This is a genomic window from Salipiger thiooxidans (assembly GCF_900102075.1).
GTDB lineage: Bacteria > Pseudomonadota > Alphaproteobacteria > Rhodobacterales > Rhodobacteraceae > Salipiger > Salipiger thiooxidans.
The window spans coordinates 33,957-52,591 of the sequence record NZ_FNAV01000004.1; the positions used below are offsets into that span (position 1 = coordinate 33,957).

The following is an 18,635-nucleotide window of genomic DNA, read 5'->3' on the forward strand; positions in this document are numbered from 1 at the left end:
GAGGGCAGAAGGCTGGACATGAGCGACACACTCCCCGAGGTGCGCGGGCGGCTGGTGCCGGACCGCGCCTTGTCCGATCTGACCTGGCTGCGCGTCGGCGGGCCGGCGGACCTGTTCTTCCAGCCGGCGGATCTTGCGGACCTGCAGGCGTTCCTTGCCGCGCTGCCGCCCGGGCGGGCGGTGTTCCCGATGGGCGTGGGCTCGAATCTCATCGTGCGCGATGGCGGCATCCGCGCCGTGGTGATTCGGCTGGGGCGCGGCTTCAACGGTATTTCCGTCGAGGGGACGCGGGTGACCGCCGGGGCGGCGGCGCTCGATGCCCATGTGGCGAAGCGCGCGGCGGCGGCGGGGGTGGATCTCACCTTCCTGCGCACCATCCCGGGCAGCATCGGCGGCGCTGTGCGGATGAACGCGGGCTGCTACGGCACCTATGTTGCCGACCGGCTGGTCGAGGTGCGGGTGGTGACCCGCGACGGCCGGCTCGAGACGCTGTCGCCCGGGGAGCTGCGACTCGCCTACCGGCAGAGCGAGCTGCCAGAGGGTTGGGTGATCGTCGAGGCGGTCTTCGAGGGGCCTGCGGGCGACGCCGCGGAGCTCGAGGCGCGCATGAGCGCCCAGCTTGCCCGCCGGGACGAGACCCAGCCGACCAAGGACCGCACCGCGGGCTCGACCTTCCGCAACCCGGCGGGCTTCAGCTCGACCGGGCGCGAGGATGACAGCCATGAGCTGAAGGCCTGGAAGGTGATCGACGAGGCGGGGCTGCGCGGCGCGACGCTGGGCGGGGCGCAGATGTCGCCCAAGCATTCGAATTTTCTCGTGAACACCGGGGAGGCGACGGCGGCCGATCTCGAGGGTCTGGGCGAGGACGTGCGAAAAAAGGTTTTCCAACACAGTGGAATAGAGCTACATTGGGAAATCATGCGGGTGGGTGAACCCGCGCTGCCGTAACGCGCCAGGCGTGTATTGCGGAAGGCCCTGAAAGGCCCGCGTTCCGGCGGGTGCGACTCGGGGCGCTGATCACCCTTTCGGCCACAGGCAGGCCGGACAACAGACGGGACGGACGCGCCGGGATTCTCCGGCGCCCGGGCAGGGGCAACGACCCCGACAGGCAGAACAAGGGGCGCAAAGCCCCGCTATTTCGAGGCGGTTTTGGGTATGTCGAGCAGGGCAAACCCGAAAGTGGCGGTATTGCTGGGCGGACCTTCGGCTGAACGCGAGGTCTCACTTAGTTCCGGGCGGGAATGTGCCGCCGCTTTGAGGGCAGAAGGTTTCCAGGTCACCGAGGTCGATGCCGGCCCCGATCTGGCGCAGCAGCTTCAGGCGCTTGCGCCGGACGTCGTGTTCAACGCCCTGCACGGGCGCTGGGGCGAGGACGGGTGCGTGCAGGGGCTGCTGGAGTGGATCGGCATTCCCTACACCCATTCCGGTGTGCTGGCCTCGGCGCTGGCCATGGACAAGGAACGCTCCAAGCAGGTCTACCGCGACGCCGGTCTGCCGGTGGTCGAGAGCGTGCTGGCCAGCAAGGACGAGATCGAGGCGGCTCACGTCATGGCGCCGCCCTACGTGGTGAAGCCCTACAACGAGGGCTCGTCGGTGGGCGTCTACCTGGTGATGGACGGCGCCAACACGCCGCCGCGCCTGTCCCCCGAGATGCCCGAGACGCTGATGGTCGAGACCTACGCGCCGGGCCGTGAGCTGACCACCACGGTGGTCGGTGACCGGGCGCTCACCGTGACCGACATCCTTACCGACGGCTGGTACGATTACGACGCCAAGTACAAGGACGGCGGCTCGCGCCACGTGCTGCCCGCCGCCGTACCGCATGAGATCTTCGACGCCTGTCTCGACTACGCACTGCGCGCCCACCGGGCGCTCGGCTGCCGGGGCGTCAGCCGCACCGATTTCCGCTGGGACGAGAGCCGTGGGCTCGACGGGCTGATCCTGCTCGAGACCAACACCCAGCCCGGCATGACGCCGACCTCGCTGGCGCCCGAGCAGGGCCAGAGCGTCGGCATCTCCTTTGGCGCGCTCTGCCGCTGGATGGTGGAGGACGCCTCGTGCAACAGATGACCCCGGAGCAGGCACAGCAGGTGCACCGCCCCGATCCCGCGCCATCGCGGCTGAAGTACCGGCTCGAGCGGCTGATGCTGACGCCGCTCTTCCGCTTCGCGCTGCGGGTCGGGCTGCCGCTCGCGGTCGTCGCAGGCGCGGCGGGGTGGTACTTTTCCTACGAGCAGCACCGCACCGCGGTGACCGACACCATCTCCGAGATCCGCAACCAGATCGAGACCCGGCCCGAGTTCATGGTCAACCTCATGGCCATCGACGGCGCCAGCCCCGACGTGGCCGAGGACATTCGCGAGATCATCCCGCTCGACTTCCCGATCAGCTCCTTCGACCTCGACCTTGACCAGATGCGCGAGACCATCAACGGGCTCGACGCGGTCCGGCAGGCCAGGCTGATGATCCGGCAGGGCGGGGTGCTGCAGATCGAGGTGACCGAACGGGTGCCGGTGGTGCTGTGGCGCATGGGTGGGCAGCTCGAGCTGCTCGACCGCAAGGGCGTGCGGGTGCGTCCGGCGGAGGCGCGCAGCGACCGGCCGGACCTTCCGGTGATCGCCGGGCGCGGCGCCGACCAGGCGGTGCCCGAGGCGGTGGCGCTGGTTCAGGCGGCGGCGCCGCTCAAGGACAGGCTGCGCGGGCTCGAGCGCATCGGCGAGCGGCGCTGGGACGTGGTCCTCGATCGCGGTCAGAGGATCATGCTGCCCGAGACCGGCGCCGTGCGCGCGCTGGAACGGGCCATCGCCATGGACCAGGCGGTGGACATGCTGGCGCGGGACATCGCGGCAGTGGACCTGAGGCTGTCGCAGCGCCCGTCGCTGCGGCTGAACGGTGAAGCGATCGAGGATTACCGGCAGATCAAGGCCGTGGAGACCGGAGAGAAAAAGCGATGATCGAGCTCTATGAATCCCAGCGCGCGATGCGGAACATGCGCAAGGCCGCGATGCAGCGGGGTGTCGTCGCGATCCTGGACGTGGGCAGCTCCAAGATTGCCTGCCTCGTCCTGCGCTTCGACGGAACCGAGCGCATCGGCGACGACGGCGTGGGCTCGCTGGCCGGGCAGTCGGGCTTCCGGGTGATCGGCGCCGCCACGACCCGCTCGCGCGGGGTGCGCTTCGGCGAGATCGCCGCCATGGGCGAGACCGAGCGGGCGATCCGCACCGCGGTGCAGGCGGCGCAGAAGATGGCCGGCATCCGGGTCGACCACGTCATCGTCTCCTTCGCCGGGGCCGAGCCGCGCAGCTACGGGCTGGCGGGGCAGGTCGAGGTCGAGAACACCATGGTCTCGGAACAGGATGTGGCGCGGGTGCTGTCGGCCTGCGACGTGCCCGATTTCGGCTCGGGCCGCGAGGTGCTGCACGCGCAGCCGGTGAACTTCGCGCTCGACCACCGCTCCGGGCTCAACGATCCGCGCGGCCAGATCGGCCAGTCGCTGGCCACCGACATGCACATGCTGACGGTGAACGCGCAGGCGATCCAGAACATCGCGCATTGCGTGAAGCGCTGCGATCTCGAGCTCGCGGGGCTCGCGTCGTCGGCCTATGCCAGCGGCATCTCGGCGCTGGTCGAGGACGAGCAGGAGCTGGGCTCGGCCTGTATCGACATGGGCGGCGGCACCACCGGCGTCTCGATCTTCATGAAGAAGCACATGATCTATGCCGACGCGGTGCAGATGGGCGGTAACCACGTCACCAGCGACATCTCGATGGGGCTGCAGATCCCCATGGCCATGGCCGAGCGGATCAAGACCTTCTACGGCGGCGTCGTCGCCACCGGGATGGACGACCGCGAGATGATCGAGATCTCGGGCGACACCGGCGACTGGCACCACGACCGGCGACAGGTGAGCCGCGCCGAGCTCATCGGCATCATGCGGCCGCGGGTGGAGGAAATCCTCGAGGAGGTGCGCACCTGCCTCGACGCGGCGGGTTTCGACCACATGCCGAGCCAGCAGATCGTGCTCACGGGGGCGGCGAGCCAGATCCCCGGGCTCGACGGGCTTGCGAGCCGGATCCTCGGCTCGCAGGTGCGGCTGGGGCGCCCGATGCGCGTGCACGGGCTGCCGCAGGCGGCGACTGGGCCGGGCTTTGCCAGCGCCGTCGGCATGTGCCTCTTCGCGGCCCATCCGCAGGACGAGTGGTGGGATTTCGAGATCCCCGTCGACAAGTACCCGGCCCGGTCGCTGAAACGCGCCGTGAAGTGGTTCCGCGACAACTGGTGAGGCCATCGGGGGCAGCGGTCCAGCATGGCCGGTCGGGGATTTGGCCCCGGTCTTTGGCCCGGTCTTCGGCTGGGCGTTTGGCGGGATTGCCCCCGCGTCCTGAGGCGGTGAGCCTGGCACGGGAAGAGGGGGCTCTGCCCCCGTCGCGTGCCGCGACTCCCCCCGGAGTTTTTCTGGCAAGATGAAGGGGCGGTGTTGCCCTGTTGGGGGCAGGGCGGCGTCTCGGGCAGGGGGCGCGCCGGAGTGGGCTGGCTGGCGATCTTGTGAAGATTTTCCGGATGACGGCAGGGTGGGGCTCTGCTAGCTTGTCCACACAACCGTCCACAGAGACGGGCTGGCGGGACGTCGGGCAGACATCCCAGAACATGATCGCAAGACCCACTGCGCGGGCCCTTCGGGCGCGCTGCTCAATCGTCGTTTGCGTCTGGTTCCGCGTTGGCCGCAAAATCTGGGTCTTTCGGCGAAATCCCGCGCGAAGACGTCCAAATTGCACCATATTTCGTAGCAAATTCGCGTTTTTTGCGTGACCGGACTCTAAGTTCTCGGTAAGAATTGACCCCAAAGGCGCAGGACAGGCGTGTATCAAGTCATTAAGACACAGGCGGACAAGCACATGACACTCAACCTCTCGATGCCCGGCCAGGAAGAGCTGAAGCCCCGGATCACGGTCTTCGGCGTGGGCGGTGCCGGCGGCAACGCCGTCAACAACATGATCGCCAAGCAGCTCGAAGGCGTCGATTTCGTCGTGGCGAACACCGACGCGCAGGCGCTGCAGCAGTCGATGTCGCAGAGCAAGGTGCAGCTCGGCGTGAAGGTGACCGAGGGGCTGGGTGCCGGGGCGCGTGCCTCCGTGGGCGCCGCCGCCGCCGAGGAGAGCATCGAGCAGATCGTCGACCACCTCGCCGGCGCGCACATGTGCTTCATCACCGCCGGCATGGGCGGCGGCACCGGCACCGGCGCCGCGCCGATCATCGCGCAGGCCGCCCGTGAGCTCGGCGTGCTGACCGTGGGCGTCGTCACCAAGCCGTTCCAGTTCGAGGGCGCCAAGCGCATGCGCCAGGCCGAGGAAGGCGTCGAGACCCTGCAGAAGGTCGTCGACACCCTCATCATCATCCCGAACCAGAACCTGTTCCGCCTCGCCAACGAGAAGACCACCTTCACCGAGGCGTTCTCGATGGCCGACGACGTGCTCTACCAGGGCGTCAAGGGCGTGACCGACCTGATGGTCCGTCCGGGTCTCATCAACCTCGACTTCGCCGACGTTCGCGCCGTGATGGACGAGATGGGCAAGGCGATGATGGGCACCGGCGAGGCCGAGGGCGAAGAGCGCGCCATCCAGGCCGCCGAGAAGGCCATCGCCAACCCGCTGCTCGACGAGATCTCGCTCAAGGGCGCGAAGGGTGTTCTCATCAACATCACCGGCGGTCACGACCTCACCCTGTTCGAACTCGACGAGGCGGCCAACCGCATCCGCGAGGAAGTGGACGCCGACGCCAACATCATCGTGGGCTCGACCCTCGACGACACCATGGAAGGCATGATGCGCGTGTCCGTCGTCGCCACCGGCATCGACGCCACCGCCGCGCACCAGGATGTCCCGGTGCCGCGCCGCAAGCTCGCCGAGCCGCTGAAGCAGCAGCACATCGATGAGGCGCCGGTCGCCGCCGCGCCGGTGCAGAAGCCCGCCGTTGCCGCGCGCGCGCCCGAGCCGGAGTACGAGGACGAGGAGCCCTCGCTGTTCGAGACGCTGGACGCCGAGCGCGCCGCCGCAGAGCAGCCGATGGAAACCGCCTACGAGGACGAGCTTCCCGCGGTCGCGGACGACGGCCTGCCGCCGCCGGCCTACCGCCCGCAGGTGGCCCAGTTCCAGCCGCAACCCGATGCGCTTGACGTGCAGCCCGAGGCCTTCGTGGCACCGCGCGCGCCCGCTCCCGGGCAGCCCTCGGCCGAGACCATGGCCCGCCTGCACGCCGCAGCCGCGCGCAACCGCCAGCAGCCCGGCGGCGCCCCGGCCCGTCCGGCGGTCCAGCCGGCGCAGCAGCCTGCCGCGCAGCGTCCGGCCGAAGCCGACAAGCCGCGTTTCGGGATCAACTCGCTGATCAACCGCATGACCGGCCACGGCCACGAGCAGGCCGCCGCGCCGGCCCCGCGTCGCCAGCAGCCGCCGATGCAGGCGCACCAGCCGGCGCCCGTGCATGACGAGGAAGAGGCCCACGAGCAGGACCGGATCGAGATCCCGGCCTTCCTGCGTCGCCAGGCAAACTGAGCGAAAATCATTCGCAGACCGATAAATTCCGTGAGCCCACGGAGCCAGAACGCCCCCGGAACAGGGGGCGTTTTTCTTTTTGATGGCAATGGCTTGGCTTGAGGGTCCCGGGGGTGCGCACGGTTCCGCGCATGCGCATCCTGCGATGTTTCAAGTGGTTGCAATACTTGATTTGTGATGACGGGGGGGCGTCTATATCTCCACCCTCGAAGGAGCCCCGACTGCTATGATGGCTCCGAGATCGAGGTAAGTAACGTGCAAACCACCATCCGCTCCGCAGTGACCTTCCAGGGCGTCGGCCTGCATTCGGGCCAGCCGGCCCGCATGACGATCCGCCCGGCCATGGCCGAGCACGGGATCTGGTTCAAGCGCACCGACATTCTTCTGGGCGATGCGCTGGTGCCGGCGCGCTGGGACTCCGTCGAGGTGACCCCGCTGTGCACCCGTATCGTCAATCAGGCAGGTGTCGCGATCTCGACCATCGAGCACGTCATGGCGGCGCTCGCGGGCTGCGGCGTCCATAACGCGCTGATCGAGATCGACGGCCCAGAGGTTCCGATCCTCGACGGCTCCGCCGCCCCCTTCGTGCGCGGCATCATGGCGCGCGGCGTCCGCGCCCTGCACGCCCCGGTGCACGCCATCGAGATCCTCGAGCCGGTCGCCGTCTACACCGCCAAGGGCTGGGCCCGCCTGTCGCCGGCCCGTCCGGACGAGGGGCTGACGATGGACTTCCACATCGACTTCGCCGATGCCGCCATCGGCACCCAGGACAAGAGCCTGAGCCTCGCCAACGGCACCTTCGTGCGCGAGCTCTGCGACAGCCGAACCTTCTGCCGCCAGGCGGACGTGGACGCGATGCAGGCCAACGGCCTCGCGCTCGGCGGCACCTACGAGAACGCCGTCGTGGTCGATGGCGACAAGGTCCTCTCGCCGGGCGGCCTGCGCCACTCGGACGAGGCGGTGCGCCACAAGATGCTCGATGCGCTCGGCGATCTCTTCACTGCCGGCGCGCCGATCATCGGCCATTACGAGGGGCACAAGGCCGGTCACGGCATCACCAACATGCTCCTGCACGAACTCTTCGCGAATCCCGATGCCTACCGGCTCGTGGCCTGCGATGACGAGCTCTCCGCGCGGCTTCCCGGGGCCGGGGTGGAGCGCGACGAAATCCCCGCCGTCGCCTGAACGTGATGTCGGCAGCAAAACGCCGTTAAGGCGTTTTGCCCCGGAATTTTCTGTGCTAGGACCTTGGCCCAAGGACCGGTCATCGGTTCGGTCGAAGAAACACGAGGGTGTCGGGCATGGCAGGCGGCAGATCGCGCAAACTTGTGATCGGATTGGCTTTTTCCGCCATTATTCTGGCCGGGTGCACCGCGCAGGAGCGCGATGGCTACGCCAAGGGGAACATTCCTCTAGAGACCTTCAGCGCAGAGCAGATCTTTGAGCGCGGAGAGTACGAACTCGACCGCAAGGATGGCGAGCGGGCGGCGTATTACTTCGGTGAGGTCGAGCGGCTCTATCCCTACTCGGACTGGTCCAAGCGTGCCCTGATCATGCAGGCCTACGCCTACCATCTCGAGAAGGATTACGAGAACAGCCGCTCCTCGGCGCAGCGCTACATCGATTTCTACCCTACCGACGACGATGCCGCCTATGCCCAGTACCTGCTGGCGCTCAGCTACTATGACCAGATCGAGGAAGTGGGGCGCGACCAGGGGCTCACCTTCCAGGCGCTGCAGGCGCTGCGCACGGTGATCGAGCGCTATCCCGACAGCGAATACGCGCGGTCCTCGATCCTGAAGTTCGACCTCGCCTTCGACCACCTCGCGGCGAAGGAGATGGAGATCGGGCGCTACTACCTCAGACGCCAGCACTACGGTGCCGCGATCAACCGCTTCCGCTCGGTGGTCGAGGATTTCCAGACCACGACGCACACGCCCGAGGCGCTGCACCGGCTGGTCGAAGCCTATCTGTCGCTCGGCCTCGTGAACGAGGCGCAGACCGCCGGCGCGATCCTCGGTTACAACTACCAGGGCACCGTCTGGTACGCCGACACCTATGCATTGCTGACCGGGCGCGGGCTCGAGCTGAAGCTCAAGGTGTCCGGCGACAACTGGCTGGCGCAGGTCTACCGGCAGATGGTCAAGGGCCAGTGGCTCTAGGGGACGGCGGGGCGCGACCCCGCCCGGTGCATGATGCTGCGGGCGCTTGAGATACGCGACATGCTGATCATCGACCGGCTGGACCTCAGTTTCCAGCCGGGCCTGAACGTGCTGACCGGCGAGACCGGGGCTGGCAAGTCGATCCTTCTCGATTCACTGGGCTTCGTGCTGGGCTGGCGCGGCCGCGCCGAACTGGTGCGCAGCGGCGCCGCGCAGGGCGAGGTCACCGCGGTGTTCGAGCTTTCCGCCGGCCATGCCGCGCGCGCGGTGCTGGAAGAGGCCGGTCTGCCGGTTTCGGACGAGCTGATCCTGCGACGGGTGAACAGCGCTGATGGCCGCAAGACCGGCTGGGTCAACGACCGTCGCGCCTCGGGCGAGGTGCTGCGGCGGCTCTCGGACACGCTGGTCGAGCTGCACGGCCAGCATGACGACCGCGGCCTGCTCAACCCCTCGGGCCATCGCCTGATCCTCGACGATTATGCGGGGCTCGATGCCCTTCTGGCCGACACCCGCGCGGCCTGGGCCGGGCGCCGCGAGGCCCGCAAGCGGCTCGCCGCCGCCGAGGCGGCGCTGGCCGAGGTAAAGGCCGAGGAGGATTTCCTCCGTCACGCGGTGGAGGAGCTGGACAAGCTCGCGCCCGAGCCCGGCGAGGAGTCCGATCTCGACACCCGGCGCCGCATGATGCAGGCGGCCGAGCGCATTCGTGAGGACATCGCGCGCGCCTCGGACGCGCTTGGCTATGACGGTGCCGAGGGCGCCATGGCCAACGCGCTGCGCTGGCTCGAGGGCGCCTCGGACAAGGCAGAGGGCCGGCTCGAGGGCGCCGTCGCGGCGCTGACCCGCGCCATGGCCGAGCTCGACGAGGCCGGGCGCGAGGTGGCCGAGTGCCTCGACGCGCTGGAGTTCAACCCGCACGAGCTGGAAGAGACCGAGGAGCGGCTCTTCGCCATCCGTGGGCTTGCGCGGAAGCACTCCGTGGCGCCGGACGAGCTGGCGGAGCTGGCCCAGACGCTTTCGGGCCGGCTGGCGGCGCTTGATCGTGGTGCCGAGGACATCGCCGAGCTTTCCCGCGCGGTGAAGGCGGCGGATGCGGCCTATGACGCGGCCGCAGCCGCGGCGAGTGCCGCCCGCAAGGCCGCGGCCGAGCGTCTGGACGCGGCGATGGCCGCGGAACTGGCGCCGCTCAAGATGGAGCGCGCGGTGTTCCGCACCGAGGTGAACGAGGGCGAGCCGGGCCCCGAGGGCCGCGACGCCGTGGCCTTCACCGTCGCCACCAACCCCGGCGCGCCCTCGGGGCCGCTGAACCGCATCGCCTCGGGTGGCGAGCTGTCGCGCTTCCTGCTGGCGCTGAAGGTCTGCCTCTCCGAAGAGCGCAACCGCGCGGTGACGATGATCTTCGACGAGATCGACCGTGGGGTGGGCGGCGCCACCGCCGATGCGGTCGGGCGCCGGCTCAAGGCGCTGGCCTCGGGCGGGCAGGTGCTCGTCGTGACCCACTCGCCGCAGGTCGCCGCGCTCGGTGCGCATCACTGGCGGGTGTCGAAGCGGGTCGAGAACGACGCGACGCTGTCGACCGTTACGCCGCTCGACCCCGGGGCCCGCGAAGAGGAACTGGCGCGGATGCTGTCCGGGGACACCGTGACCCCCGAAGCCAAGGCCGCCGCAAGGGCGCTGTTGGCGGGGTGATCTTTTCACGGGTGTGAGCGGGGTCTTGGGGTGCGCCTGGGTGCGGACCTCTGGCCTCCGGCCTCGTTACGGGCCTGTGGGGCCATCGCGCTGTCTGTCGCCATCTCCTGGAAGCATTTCGAGACACGGACTCCAGTCTTGCCAAGCCGGCACTCGCCCATCTCCATACGGGTGACATTGCCATACGGGTGAAGGGTCTCCCACGGTGAGGCCCTCCCTGGGACCACCGCCGCAACGATCTCTCCCGACGCCCGCACGCTGCCCCGCGCAGAATCAAGGCCGAAGGCCGCCGCCCATCGCCGGCCCGCCCCCCGGGCTGGCGATGTGTTGACGTCCGCGCGAACTGTCGAGGTCCTTCGGATGTGGCCGGGATAAATCGAGAGGTTCGGAGGTCGCATCGCCATCCCGCGGGCCGGCGATGGCGGTGGGGCAGGGGCGCAGGTTTGGTGCCAGCGGGGAGGTGGTTTGCGGGGTGGCTTTGCGACCGGTTACGCGATGCGCGGCCCCGCGACCGCGGCCTCTATGGGACGCTGGAAGACGGTGCTGGACAGCCGTGTTCGTCGACCAGGCCGCCTCTCGACGCGACCAGCCTCCACCACCCCGACAGGAGGCCACGAGTTTCGGCGTCGTTGCGCGTCAGAGGCAGAGCGCAGCACGCTTTCCGGAAGTCTGTGATTGGCAGGCTGCTGATAAGCGTCATCGAACGCCAGATTTCGCTGAGCTGATCGTGCTCTGGCGCGAGCGGAACCGTTCGGCTCCACGAGATTGCGCCTGAGTGGGGGACCTGTGGATCTCGCCATTCGGAGCCGGAGTTTTCCAGCGGCCTGTCAGGACGCGCCCACATCAGTGGAAATCCCGGCTCGGGAACAGCCGCTTGGCCTGCTCGCGCGGGTGCCGGGCGCTGGGGGCGGGGCGTTGCGGGCGGGGGGCCTCGTCGGCGGCGGGGTTGGTGATGCCGATGGCGTCGTCCAGCGGGTGACCGAGCTCGCCCAGCCGCGAGGACAGGTCCTCGATCCGCTGCGCGATCAGGTGCACCACGATGCCCTCGCGCTGCAGGTAGCCGCTCACCCGCAGCAGCCGCCCGCCCAGCACCTGTCGGCGGAAGCGCTCGTAGACCTTGGGCCAGACCACCACGTTCGACACGCCGGTCTCGTCCTCGAGCGTCATGAAGATCACCCCCGAGGCCGTGCCCGGCCGCTGCCGGGTGATCACCAGCCCGCAGACCGCGACATGCCCCAGGGGTGCGGTCACCAGCTCGGAATGCGGCACGATGCCGTCGATGTCCGGGCGCAGCAGCTCCATCGGATGCGCCCGCAGCGACAGGCGCATGGCGACGTAATCCTCGACCACCTCCTCGCCCAGGTGCATCGGCGGCAGCACCACGTCGGGCTCGCGCAGCCCCTCGCCGTCGAGCGGATCGGCGAAGAGCGGCAGCGGTGCCGGCGCCCGGATCGCCTTGACCTGCCAGAGCGCGTCGCGCCGGGTCAGCCCCATGCCGGCGAAGGCATCGGCCTCGGCCAGCCGTTCGAGCACCGAGGGCAGCAGCCCGGCCCGCAGCCACAGGCTCTCGGGGTCGGGGTAGCCGTTGCCGCGCGCCGCCGCGATCCAGCCCGCGTCCTCCTCGCGGAAGCCCTTGATCTGGCGGAACCCCAGCCGCAGCGCCAGCCGCCCGTCGGCGCGTCGCTCGAGCACGTTGTCCCACTGGCTGTGGTTGACGCAGATCGGCCGCACCTCGATGCCGTGCTCACGCATGTCCCGCACGATCTGCGCCGGCGCGTAGAACCCCATGGGCTGCGAGTTCAGCAGCGCGCAGCCGAAGATCGCCGGGTGGTGGCACTTCAGCCAGGACGAGACATAGGTCAGCATGGCGAAGGCGGCGGCGTGGCTCTCGGGGAAGCCGTAATCGGCGAAACCCTCGATCTGGGTGAAGCAGCGCTGCGCGGCGTCCAGATCGTAGCCGTTGCGCAGCATGCCGCGGATGAAGCGGTCGCGGTGCTCGCCGATGGTGCCCATGCGGCGGAAGGAGGCAAGCGAGCGGCGCAGCCGGTCGGCCTCTTCCGCGGTGTAGCCGGCGCCGACCACGGCGATCTGCATCGCCTGCTCCTGGAACAGCGGCACGCCGAGCGTCTTGGCGGTGACCTCGTGCAGGGCGGGGCCGAAGGGCTCGGGCTTCTCCTGCTGCTGGCGGCGGCGGATGTAGGGCTGCACCATGCCGCCCTGGATCGGGCCGGGGCGCACGATGGCGACCTCGATCACCAGGTCGTAGAAGGTCTTGGGCTGCATCCGAGGCAGGAAGTTCATCTGCGCCCGGCTCTCGACCTGGAACACCCCGACCGCGTCCGCCCGCTGCAGCATCCGGTAGGTGGCGCGATCCTCCTGCGGCACGCTGTCGAGCGTGTGGCTGATGCCTTCGTGGCTTTCCAGGAGGGCGAAGGACTTGCGGATGCAGGTCAGCATCCCGAGGCTGAGCACGTCGACCTTGAGGATGCCGAGCGCGTCGATGTCGTCCTTGTCCCACTCGATGACCGTGCGTCCCTCCATCGCGGCGTTTTCGATCGGGCAGAGTTCGTCCAGCCTGCCCGCGGTGATGATGAAGCCGCCCACGTGCTGGCTGAGGTGGCGGGGAAAGCCGATGATCTCGCCGATCAGCCCGATGGTCTGGGCGAGCCGCCGGTCCTGCGGGTCGAGCCCCAGTTCGCGGATTCGCTCGGGGTCGGCACCGCCATGGGCCTGCCCCCAGATCTGGCCCGAGAGCGCGGCGGTCACGTCCTGGCTCAGCCCCATGACCTTGCCCACCTCGCGGATCGCGGCGCGGGTGCGGAAATGAATCACCGTGGCGCAGAGCCCGGCGCGGTGGCGGCCGTATTTCTCGTAGATCCACTGGATCACCTCCTCGCGCCGCTCGTGCTCGAAATCCACGTCGATGTCGGGCGGCTCGCCGCGGTAGCGCGAGATGAAGCGCTCGAAGACCATGCCGATGAGATCGGGAGAGACGTCGGTGATGCCGAGCAGGTAGCACAGCACCGAGTTCGCCGCCGAGCCGCGGCCCTGGCAGAGGATGCCACGGCCGCGGGCGAAGGCCACGATGTCGTGCACGGTGAGGAAATAGGCGGCGAAGCCCAGCTCTCCGACCACGCGCAGCTCCTTGGACATCAGGATCTGCACCTTGTCGGGCACCCCTCCCGGGTAGCGCCGGGCGAGCCCCTCGTGGGCGAGCCGGGTCAGTCGCTGTTGCGGCGCTTCGTGGCCGTCGTGCTCGTCGGGGTAGTCGTAGCTGAGCTCGGAGAGGTCGAAGGCGCAGCGCGCGGCGATCTCGAGCGTGCGGCGCAGGGCGGCGGGGTGGCGGCGGTAGAGCCGCGCCATGTCCGGGGCGCCCTTGAGACGGCGCTCGGCATTGGGTTGGGCGCGGGTGCCGATGGCGTCGATGGTGCAGCCCTCGCGCAGGCAGGTGAGCACGTCCGCAAGCTGGCGCCGCGCGGCGCGGTGCATGAGCACGTCGCCCGCGGCCACCATGGGGGTGTTCATGCGCAGCGCGAGCTTCGCGCAGGCGTCGAACCAGGCCTGGTCCGAGCCGTCGTAGCGCGGCGTGGCGCCGAGGAAGACGCTGCCGGGAAAGCGCCTTTGCAGCCGCTGCAGCGGGCGGGCGGCGCGGGCGAGGTCGCGGGTCGGCAGGGCGATGAGCATCATGCCCTTCGCGTGGGTCTCGAGATCGGCGAGGGTGAGCTCGCAGCGGCCCTTCTCGGCGCGGCGCTTGCCGAGGGTGAGCAGGCGCGACAGCCGCTCGTAGGCGGCGCGGTCGGTGGGCAGGGCGACCCATTCGACGGGATCGTCCAAGAGCGCCAGCCGGGCGCCGGTGATGAGCCGGGGCAGGAGTTCCGCGGCCGGGACGGCGAGGTCCTGCGGCTGGCCCACCTCCTGCCGCGAGCAGGGATCGGTCTGGTGACTCGACCGCACCCGCAGCGCCTCCTGCGCGTCCTCGCGCAGGGTCTTCAGCGCCGACCACGCGCGCACGACGCCCGCAAGCGTGTTGCGGTCGGTGATGGCGATGGCCGAGAGGCCGAGCTCGGTGGCGCGCAGGACCAGCTCCTCGGGGTGGGAGGCGCCGGTCAGGAAGGTGAAGTTCGAGGTGACGCAGAGCTCGGCATAGCCGGTGGGGAGGTCTGGAGGATCTGCGGATCGGGTCATGGTCTGGCTGGCGTGGCTGGGGGGCGCTGCCCCCGTCCGCTGATGCGGACTCCCCCGGAGTTTATTGGGCAAGATGAAAGGGGGGCGGCGGTGCGGGGTGGTCGGGTGTCGGGGCTTTGTTCGGGTGGCTGGCGTGGCTGGGGGCGCTGCCCCGTCCGCTGGCGCGGACGCCCCCGGAGTTTATTGGGCAAGATGAAAGGGGTGCGGTGGTGCGGGGGTGGTCGGGTGTGGGGCCTTTGTTGGGTGTGGGTGGTGGAGTGGTCGGGGTGGTTTGGGGATGGGGGTTTCCGGATCGGGTGTAGGAGGAGGGGGCGGGGTCAGGGGAATTCGCCCTGCACGAACCAGCCGGGGGCCGCGGGCGTGTGGAAGAGCCAGAGGCGGCGGCCCTGTCCGGTTTCGATCCGCCAGTAGTCGCGGGTGCCGTGGCGCCAGCTCTCGTCCGGGAGCCACCATTCCGGGGCGATGCGTTCGGGGCCGGTGGCGCGGGCGGTGGCGAGCGTCATGGCGCGCCAGCGGAAGCGGGCGGGCGGGTGCGGGCCGCTGGCGGCGATGGGTTCCGGCGGGAACAGCCGCAGCGGGCGCGGGCGCGGGCTGCTCCAGCCGCTTTCCGGTGTGGAGAAGGCGGCGGCGGCGGCCGAGAAGCCGCGTTCAGGGATGTGGCTGTCGGCGGGCAGGTAGCGCAGCACGTTCTCGAGCCCGATGCGGGTGCCGATACGCGTCACCAGGTCGTCGAGCGCCGGGCCGCCGGCGTTCACCGGCCCGCCGAGTTGCTGTGCGGGAAGGGGCTCGGTCCGGGCCGCCTCGAGCCGCAGCTGATCGATGCCGAAGCCCGCGTCCACCGCCTCGATGCCGCGGGTGAAGAGCGGCAGGATGCGGGCCGGGTCGCGCATCGGGCTCGCCAGCCGCAGCTCGACCTGCCGGCTGTCGCCGTCGACCCGGCGCAGGGTCAGCAGCAGGATGCGGGCGCCGGCCTCGTCCTCCTGCAGGCGGGCGCAGAGCCGGTCGAGCAGCCGCTCCGTGCCGGCCATCACGTCGCGCGCGAGGCCGATCGGTTCGGGCAGGCTCAGGCGGATGCCGTAATGCGGCGGGTCGGGTTGTGGCGTGACCGGGTCGGGCATCTGCCCCAGCGCCTGGTCGAGACGGGCCAGCGGTCTGCGCCCGAAGCGGCGCGCGAGCGGCGCACGCGGGGCGGCGGCAAGGTCGGCCACGAGGCGTAGCCCGAGCCTTTGCAGCGCGGTGACCGTGTCGGGGGGCAGGCGCAGGGCGGTGACGGGCAGCGGACCCAGGGCCGTGAGCGTGTCGCCGGGGGCGGCGATACCCTCGCCGTGATGCGCCAGCGCCCAGGCCGCGCCGCGGGTGTCGGCGAGCCCGGCCCGCAGCGCCAGCCCGGACCGGGCGGCGCGGGTGCGCATGTCGTCGAGCATCGCCGTCTCGCCGCCGTGCAGGTGGGTGGCGCCGGTGACGTCGAGCACCAGCCCATCCCCGCCGTCGCGCCCCACCCAGGGGCAGTAGCGCGTGGCCCAGCGGCGCAGGGTCTCGAGAAAGCGTGCCTCGGCGGGTGGATCTGAGGGGGCGGTGACGAGGTCGGGGCAATAGACTCGCGCATCCGCCAGCGCCATGCCGCGGTGCAGGCCGAGCGTCTCGGCGGCGGCGTTCAGGCAGACCAGCCGGTCGGCGCTGGCCTGCTTCTGCACCAGCGCGAAGGGCAGCGCGAACGGCCCCTCAACCGCGCGCCTGCGCAGTGCCCGGTCGCTCGCCAACCGGGGAAACCACATGCAGACGATGCGCCGTCTCATCCCATCGAACATCCCAGGCATCAAGTGTTCCCGTTTTGTTCTTTATAAGCTCCCAACGCAGCGCTGTCGAGTCCGGGCCGTCGGGGGCGAGCCGGGGGCTTGCGTGCCAGCGGGTCTCGGCGGCGTTGCTGCCCATGCTCTCGGGGATCAGGCAGAGCCCGGTGCTGCCGCCGGTGCCGGCGGCGAGCTGCAGCCTGCGGCCCTGGCGCAGGTCGAGCGGGCGGGTGATCTCGGTCACCACCAGCGGCACCGAGCCGTCGCGCAGCGCTTCCTCGGTGACCGCCAGCGCATCGGTCTGCGACGGCGCCTGAGCGATCAGCAGCCGCGCCGGGTCGAAGAAGGCCGAGAGCCCCACCGGGTTCAGGACCTCGGTCACCCAGTCCTGCCGCACCCAGAGCACCGGCCCCGCGCCGCAAGCGGCGAGGATGGCGGCGAAGCTGGTGGCGCCGGGACCGCAGACCTCGTGGACGCGGCCGGGGCGCAGGGGGAAGCTGTGGAGATTCGGCTGCATGACGGACAGGATACATGTCCGGGGCGGGGGGAGGGAAGCGTGCGCGGCGCGCGGACCGACAGGAGGCGTTTTGGCGCGCCGGCGGAGGATTGTCGGAAAGGGGGGGCGGGGACGGACGGTCGGAAGGCCTGCCGTCGTTCGGCGTGCGGACCGTCGGAGGGGGCCTTGGAGCGCCGGGGGGACCGCCGGACGGGGCCCGGCGTCCCGAGTGCGGACGGCCGGCAGAGATCCCGCAGCCCAGGAGTGCGGGTCGCCGGAAGAGGTCCTGAAGCCTCGGTGAGGGGGGCTGCCCGGAGCGCCCGGAGAGAGGCCCTGCCGTGGCGGTCGCGGACCGGTGGAGACGCCGCGAGAGGCCCTGCGACCCGGAGTCGCGGGTGGGAGAGGGGCGGGGGCGCGGAGAGCGCTCAAACCAAGGGAGATGCCGTCACGTCACCCTGTTTCAGATCGTTACGTAACGTGGAAAGAGCTTACATAAGGGCTGGTTCAAAGTGGATAATTGGTATACACAAAAAAGGCCTCGGTGACGATGTCACCAAGGCGGATCCTGATTAAACACACAAGGCGACGCCACCACTCACGGAACCGCGCCTTGGGGACGTTACCACGGAGTGGCCTAAAGGCCAAGAGTTTATCAAAATGATAAACTCCTCCGTGGATCGTCTCCCTCATTACGTTGACGGGACCCTTATATTTACGAATGATACCTGTCATGGACAAGCTGACCCCGATCTTTGAACTGCGTGAAATGTTACGCCAGCTTGAGCGTGACGTCGGTCTCGAGGACCTGAGCCGAATCGAGCGCGATGTACTGCTCGCGGCGCATTCCCTCACCGAAACGCCGGGCGACATCGTGAGCTCGGACAGGATCCGCAGCCATTCGCTCTTGCAACCGGTTGCCCAGGCGACATTCTACCGGGCAATTCGAACCCTCGTCGGGGCCGGGCTGCTGGAGCACGCAGGCCGCAGCCGCGCACGCGCGTACGTCGTGCGCAGCGACCTGGTGGGCGCCGACCTTCCCGAGCGGTAGCGCGCCTCTGCCGCCGGCGGGGCAAGACGACAGCCGGCCATTCGCGGCCACGACAAGGACGACAGCCAAAGACGCAGCCCCCAGAACACCCGGTGAGCGCCCCGTGACCAGACTCCAGACCTTCGGCATCGTTATCGTGGCCTACATGCTGGCCCACGGGCTTACCGCCTGGCTCATCACGCCGGTGCAGGCGCTGCTGCTGCCTGACGTCACCGACTTTGCCAGCCTCGCCTACCTGCCGCACGGCGTGCGGGTGCTGGCGACCTGGCTGCTGGGGCCCATTGCCTTCGTGCCGCTCGCGCTCGGCGCCTTCCTGTCGGAGCTGATGTTCACCCCGTCCGACGTCAGCCAGGCCACCCAACCGGTGATCCTGCTGTCCATCGCCGCGGGGGCGGCGGCCTCGCCGCTGGCCTTCGAGATGATGCGGGGCTTCGGCTTCAACCTCTATGCCCGCCAGCCACGGCGGGGGCACTGGAAGTGGCTGCTGCTGGCGGGCTCGATCGCGTCCTTCACCAATTCCCTCGCGCAGTCGACGATCTTCAGCCAGAGCATCCTGCCGGGAGAGGCGGTGACGGTGCTGGTGATCTATGCCATCGGCGACCTGATCGGGCTCGTGGTCACCACGCTTCTGCTGATGATGGTGTTCCGCCGGATGCGCCTGTCGGCGGCCCGGCGGAGCTGAGGCCGCTCGCCGGAGCCCTTGCCCGGCGCGACGGTATG

At 69.6% G+C, this 18,635-nt stretch carries 13 protein-coding genes; 10 read left to right on the forward strand and 3 right to left on the reverse strand.

Annotation, left to right across the window (positions count from 1 at the left end):
- Window positions 1-18: 18 nt before the first annotated feature.
- The 8 genes from murB (at window position 19) to recN (ending at window position 10,396) form a co-directional block, all read left to right on the forward strand.
- Window positions 19-948 (forward strand): UDP-N-acetylmuramate dehydrogenase, encoded by a 930-nt coding sequence (murB, locus tag BLQ77_RS06580; protein WP_089956946.1) that lies wholly within the window; start codon window positions 19-21, stop codon window positions 946-948.
- Window positions 949-1,149: 201 nt separating this feature from the next.
- The gene (locus tag BLQ77_RS06585; protein WP_207545818.1) at window positions 1,150-2,070 is read left to right on the forward strand and encodes a D-alanine--D-alanine ligase; all 921 of its coding nucleotides are present in this window, start codon (window positions 1,150-1,152) and stop codon (window positions 2,068-2,070) included.
- Window positions 2,067-2,954 carry a cell division protein FtsQ/DivIB gene (locus BLQ77_RS06590; protein WP_089956953.1) on the forward strand — a complete coding sequence of 296 codons (888 nt, stop codon included), beginning with the start codon at window positions 2,067-2,069 and terminating at the stop codon, window positions 2,952-2,954. Before BLQ77_RS06585 ends, BLQ77_RS06590 begins: the two co-directional genes overlap by 4 nt.
- On the forward strand, window positions 2,951-4,282 hold the full coding sequence (gene ftsA, locus BLQ77_RS06595) for a cell division protein FtsA (protein WP_008884898.1): 1,332 nt from the start codon (window positions 2,951-2,953) through the stop codon (window positions 4,280-4,282). Before BLQ77_RS06590 ends, ftsA begins: the two co-directional genes overlap by 4 nt.
- Before the next feature lie 613 nt (window positions 4,283-4,895).
- Window positions 4,896-6,548, forward strand: coding sequence for a cell division protein FtsZ (ftsZ, locus tag BLQ77_RS06600; protein WP_089956957.1), 1,653 nt, complete (start codon window positions 4,896-4,898; stop codon window positions 6,546-6,548).
- A gap of 255 nt (window positions 6,549-6,803) precedes the next feature.
- Window positions 6,804-7,733, forward strand: a complete 930-nt coding sequence (gene lpxC / locus BLQ77_RS06605; RefSeq protein WP_089956961.1) for a UDP-3-O-acyl-N-acetylglucosamine deacetylase — start codon at window positions 6,804-6,806, stop codon at window positions 7,731-7,733.
- A gap of 116 nt (window positions 7,734-7,849) precedes the next feature.
- Window positions 7,850-8,710: an outer membrane protein assembly factor BamD gene (locus BLQ77_RS06610; protein ID WP_008883859.1), complete on the forward strand. Its 861-nt coding sequence runs from the start codon at window positions 7,850-7,852 to the stop codon at window positions 8,708-8,710.
- A 33-nt stretch (window positions 8,711-8,743) separates the two neighbouring features.
- A complete protein-coding gene (gene recN, locus BLQ77_RS06615) occupies window positions 8,744-10,396 on the forward strand; it encodes a DNA repair protein RecN (protein ID WP_089957735.1) in 1,653 nt (550 codons plus the stop codon).
- A gap of 843 nt (window positions 10,397-11,239) precedes the next feature.
- On the opposite strand, the gene BLQ77_RS06620 is transcribed toward recN, so the two are convergent.
- The 3 genes from BLQ77_RS06620 to BLQ77_RS06630 all read right to left on the reverse strand — a co-directional run bounded on the left by BLQ77_RS06620 (window position 11,240) and on the right by BLQ77_RS06630 (window position 16,888).
- On the reverse strand, window positions 11,240-14,581 hold the full coding sequence (locus BLQ77_RS06620) for an error-prone DNA polymerase (protein WP_089956963.1): 3,342 nt from the start codon (window positions 14,579-14,581) through the stop codon (window positions 11,240-11,242).
- Window positions 14,582-14,898: 317 nt separating this feature from the next.
- On the reverse strand, window positions 14,899-16,389 hold the full coding sequence (locus tag BLQ77_RS06625) for a Y-family DNA polymerase (RefSeq protein WP_089956967.1): 1,491 nt from the start codon (window positions 16,387-16,389) through the stop codon (window positions 14,899-14,901).
- The gene (locus tag BLQ77_RS06630) at window positions 16,304-16,888 is read right to left on the reverse strand and encodes an ImuA family protein (RefSeq protein WP_089956972.1); all 585 of its coding nucleotides are present in this window, start codon (window positions 16,886-16,888) and stop codon (window positions 16,304-16,306) included. Before BLQ77_RS06630 ends, BLQ77_RS06625 begins: the two co-directional genes overlap by 86 nt.
- 709 nt (window positions 16,889-17,597) lie before the next feature.
- Here BLQ77_RS06630 and BLQ77_RS06635 point away from each other — a divergent pair.
- Together BLQ77_RS06635 and BLQ77_RS06640 are read left to right on the forward strand one after the other, a co-directional pair.
- Window positions 17,598-17,915, forward strand: coding sequence for a hypothetical protein (locus BLQ77_RS06635; RefSeq protein ID WP_089956977.1), 318 nt, complete (start codon window positions 17,598-17,600; stop codon window positions 17,913-17,915).
- A 103-nt stretch (window positions 17,916-18,018) separates the two neighbouring features.
- Window positions 18,019-18,597, forward strand: coding sequence for a hypothetical protein (locus BLQ77_RS06640; RefSeq protein WP_089956980.1), 579 nt, complete (start codon window positions 18,019-18,021; stop codon window positions 18,595-18,597).
- Window positions 18,598-18,635 lie beyond the last annotated feature (38 nt).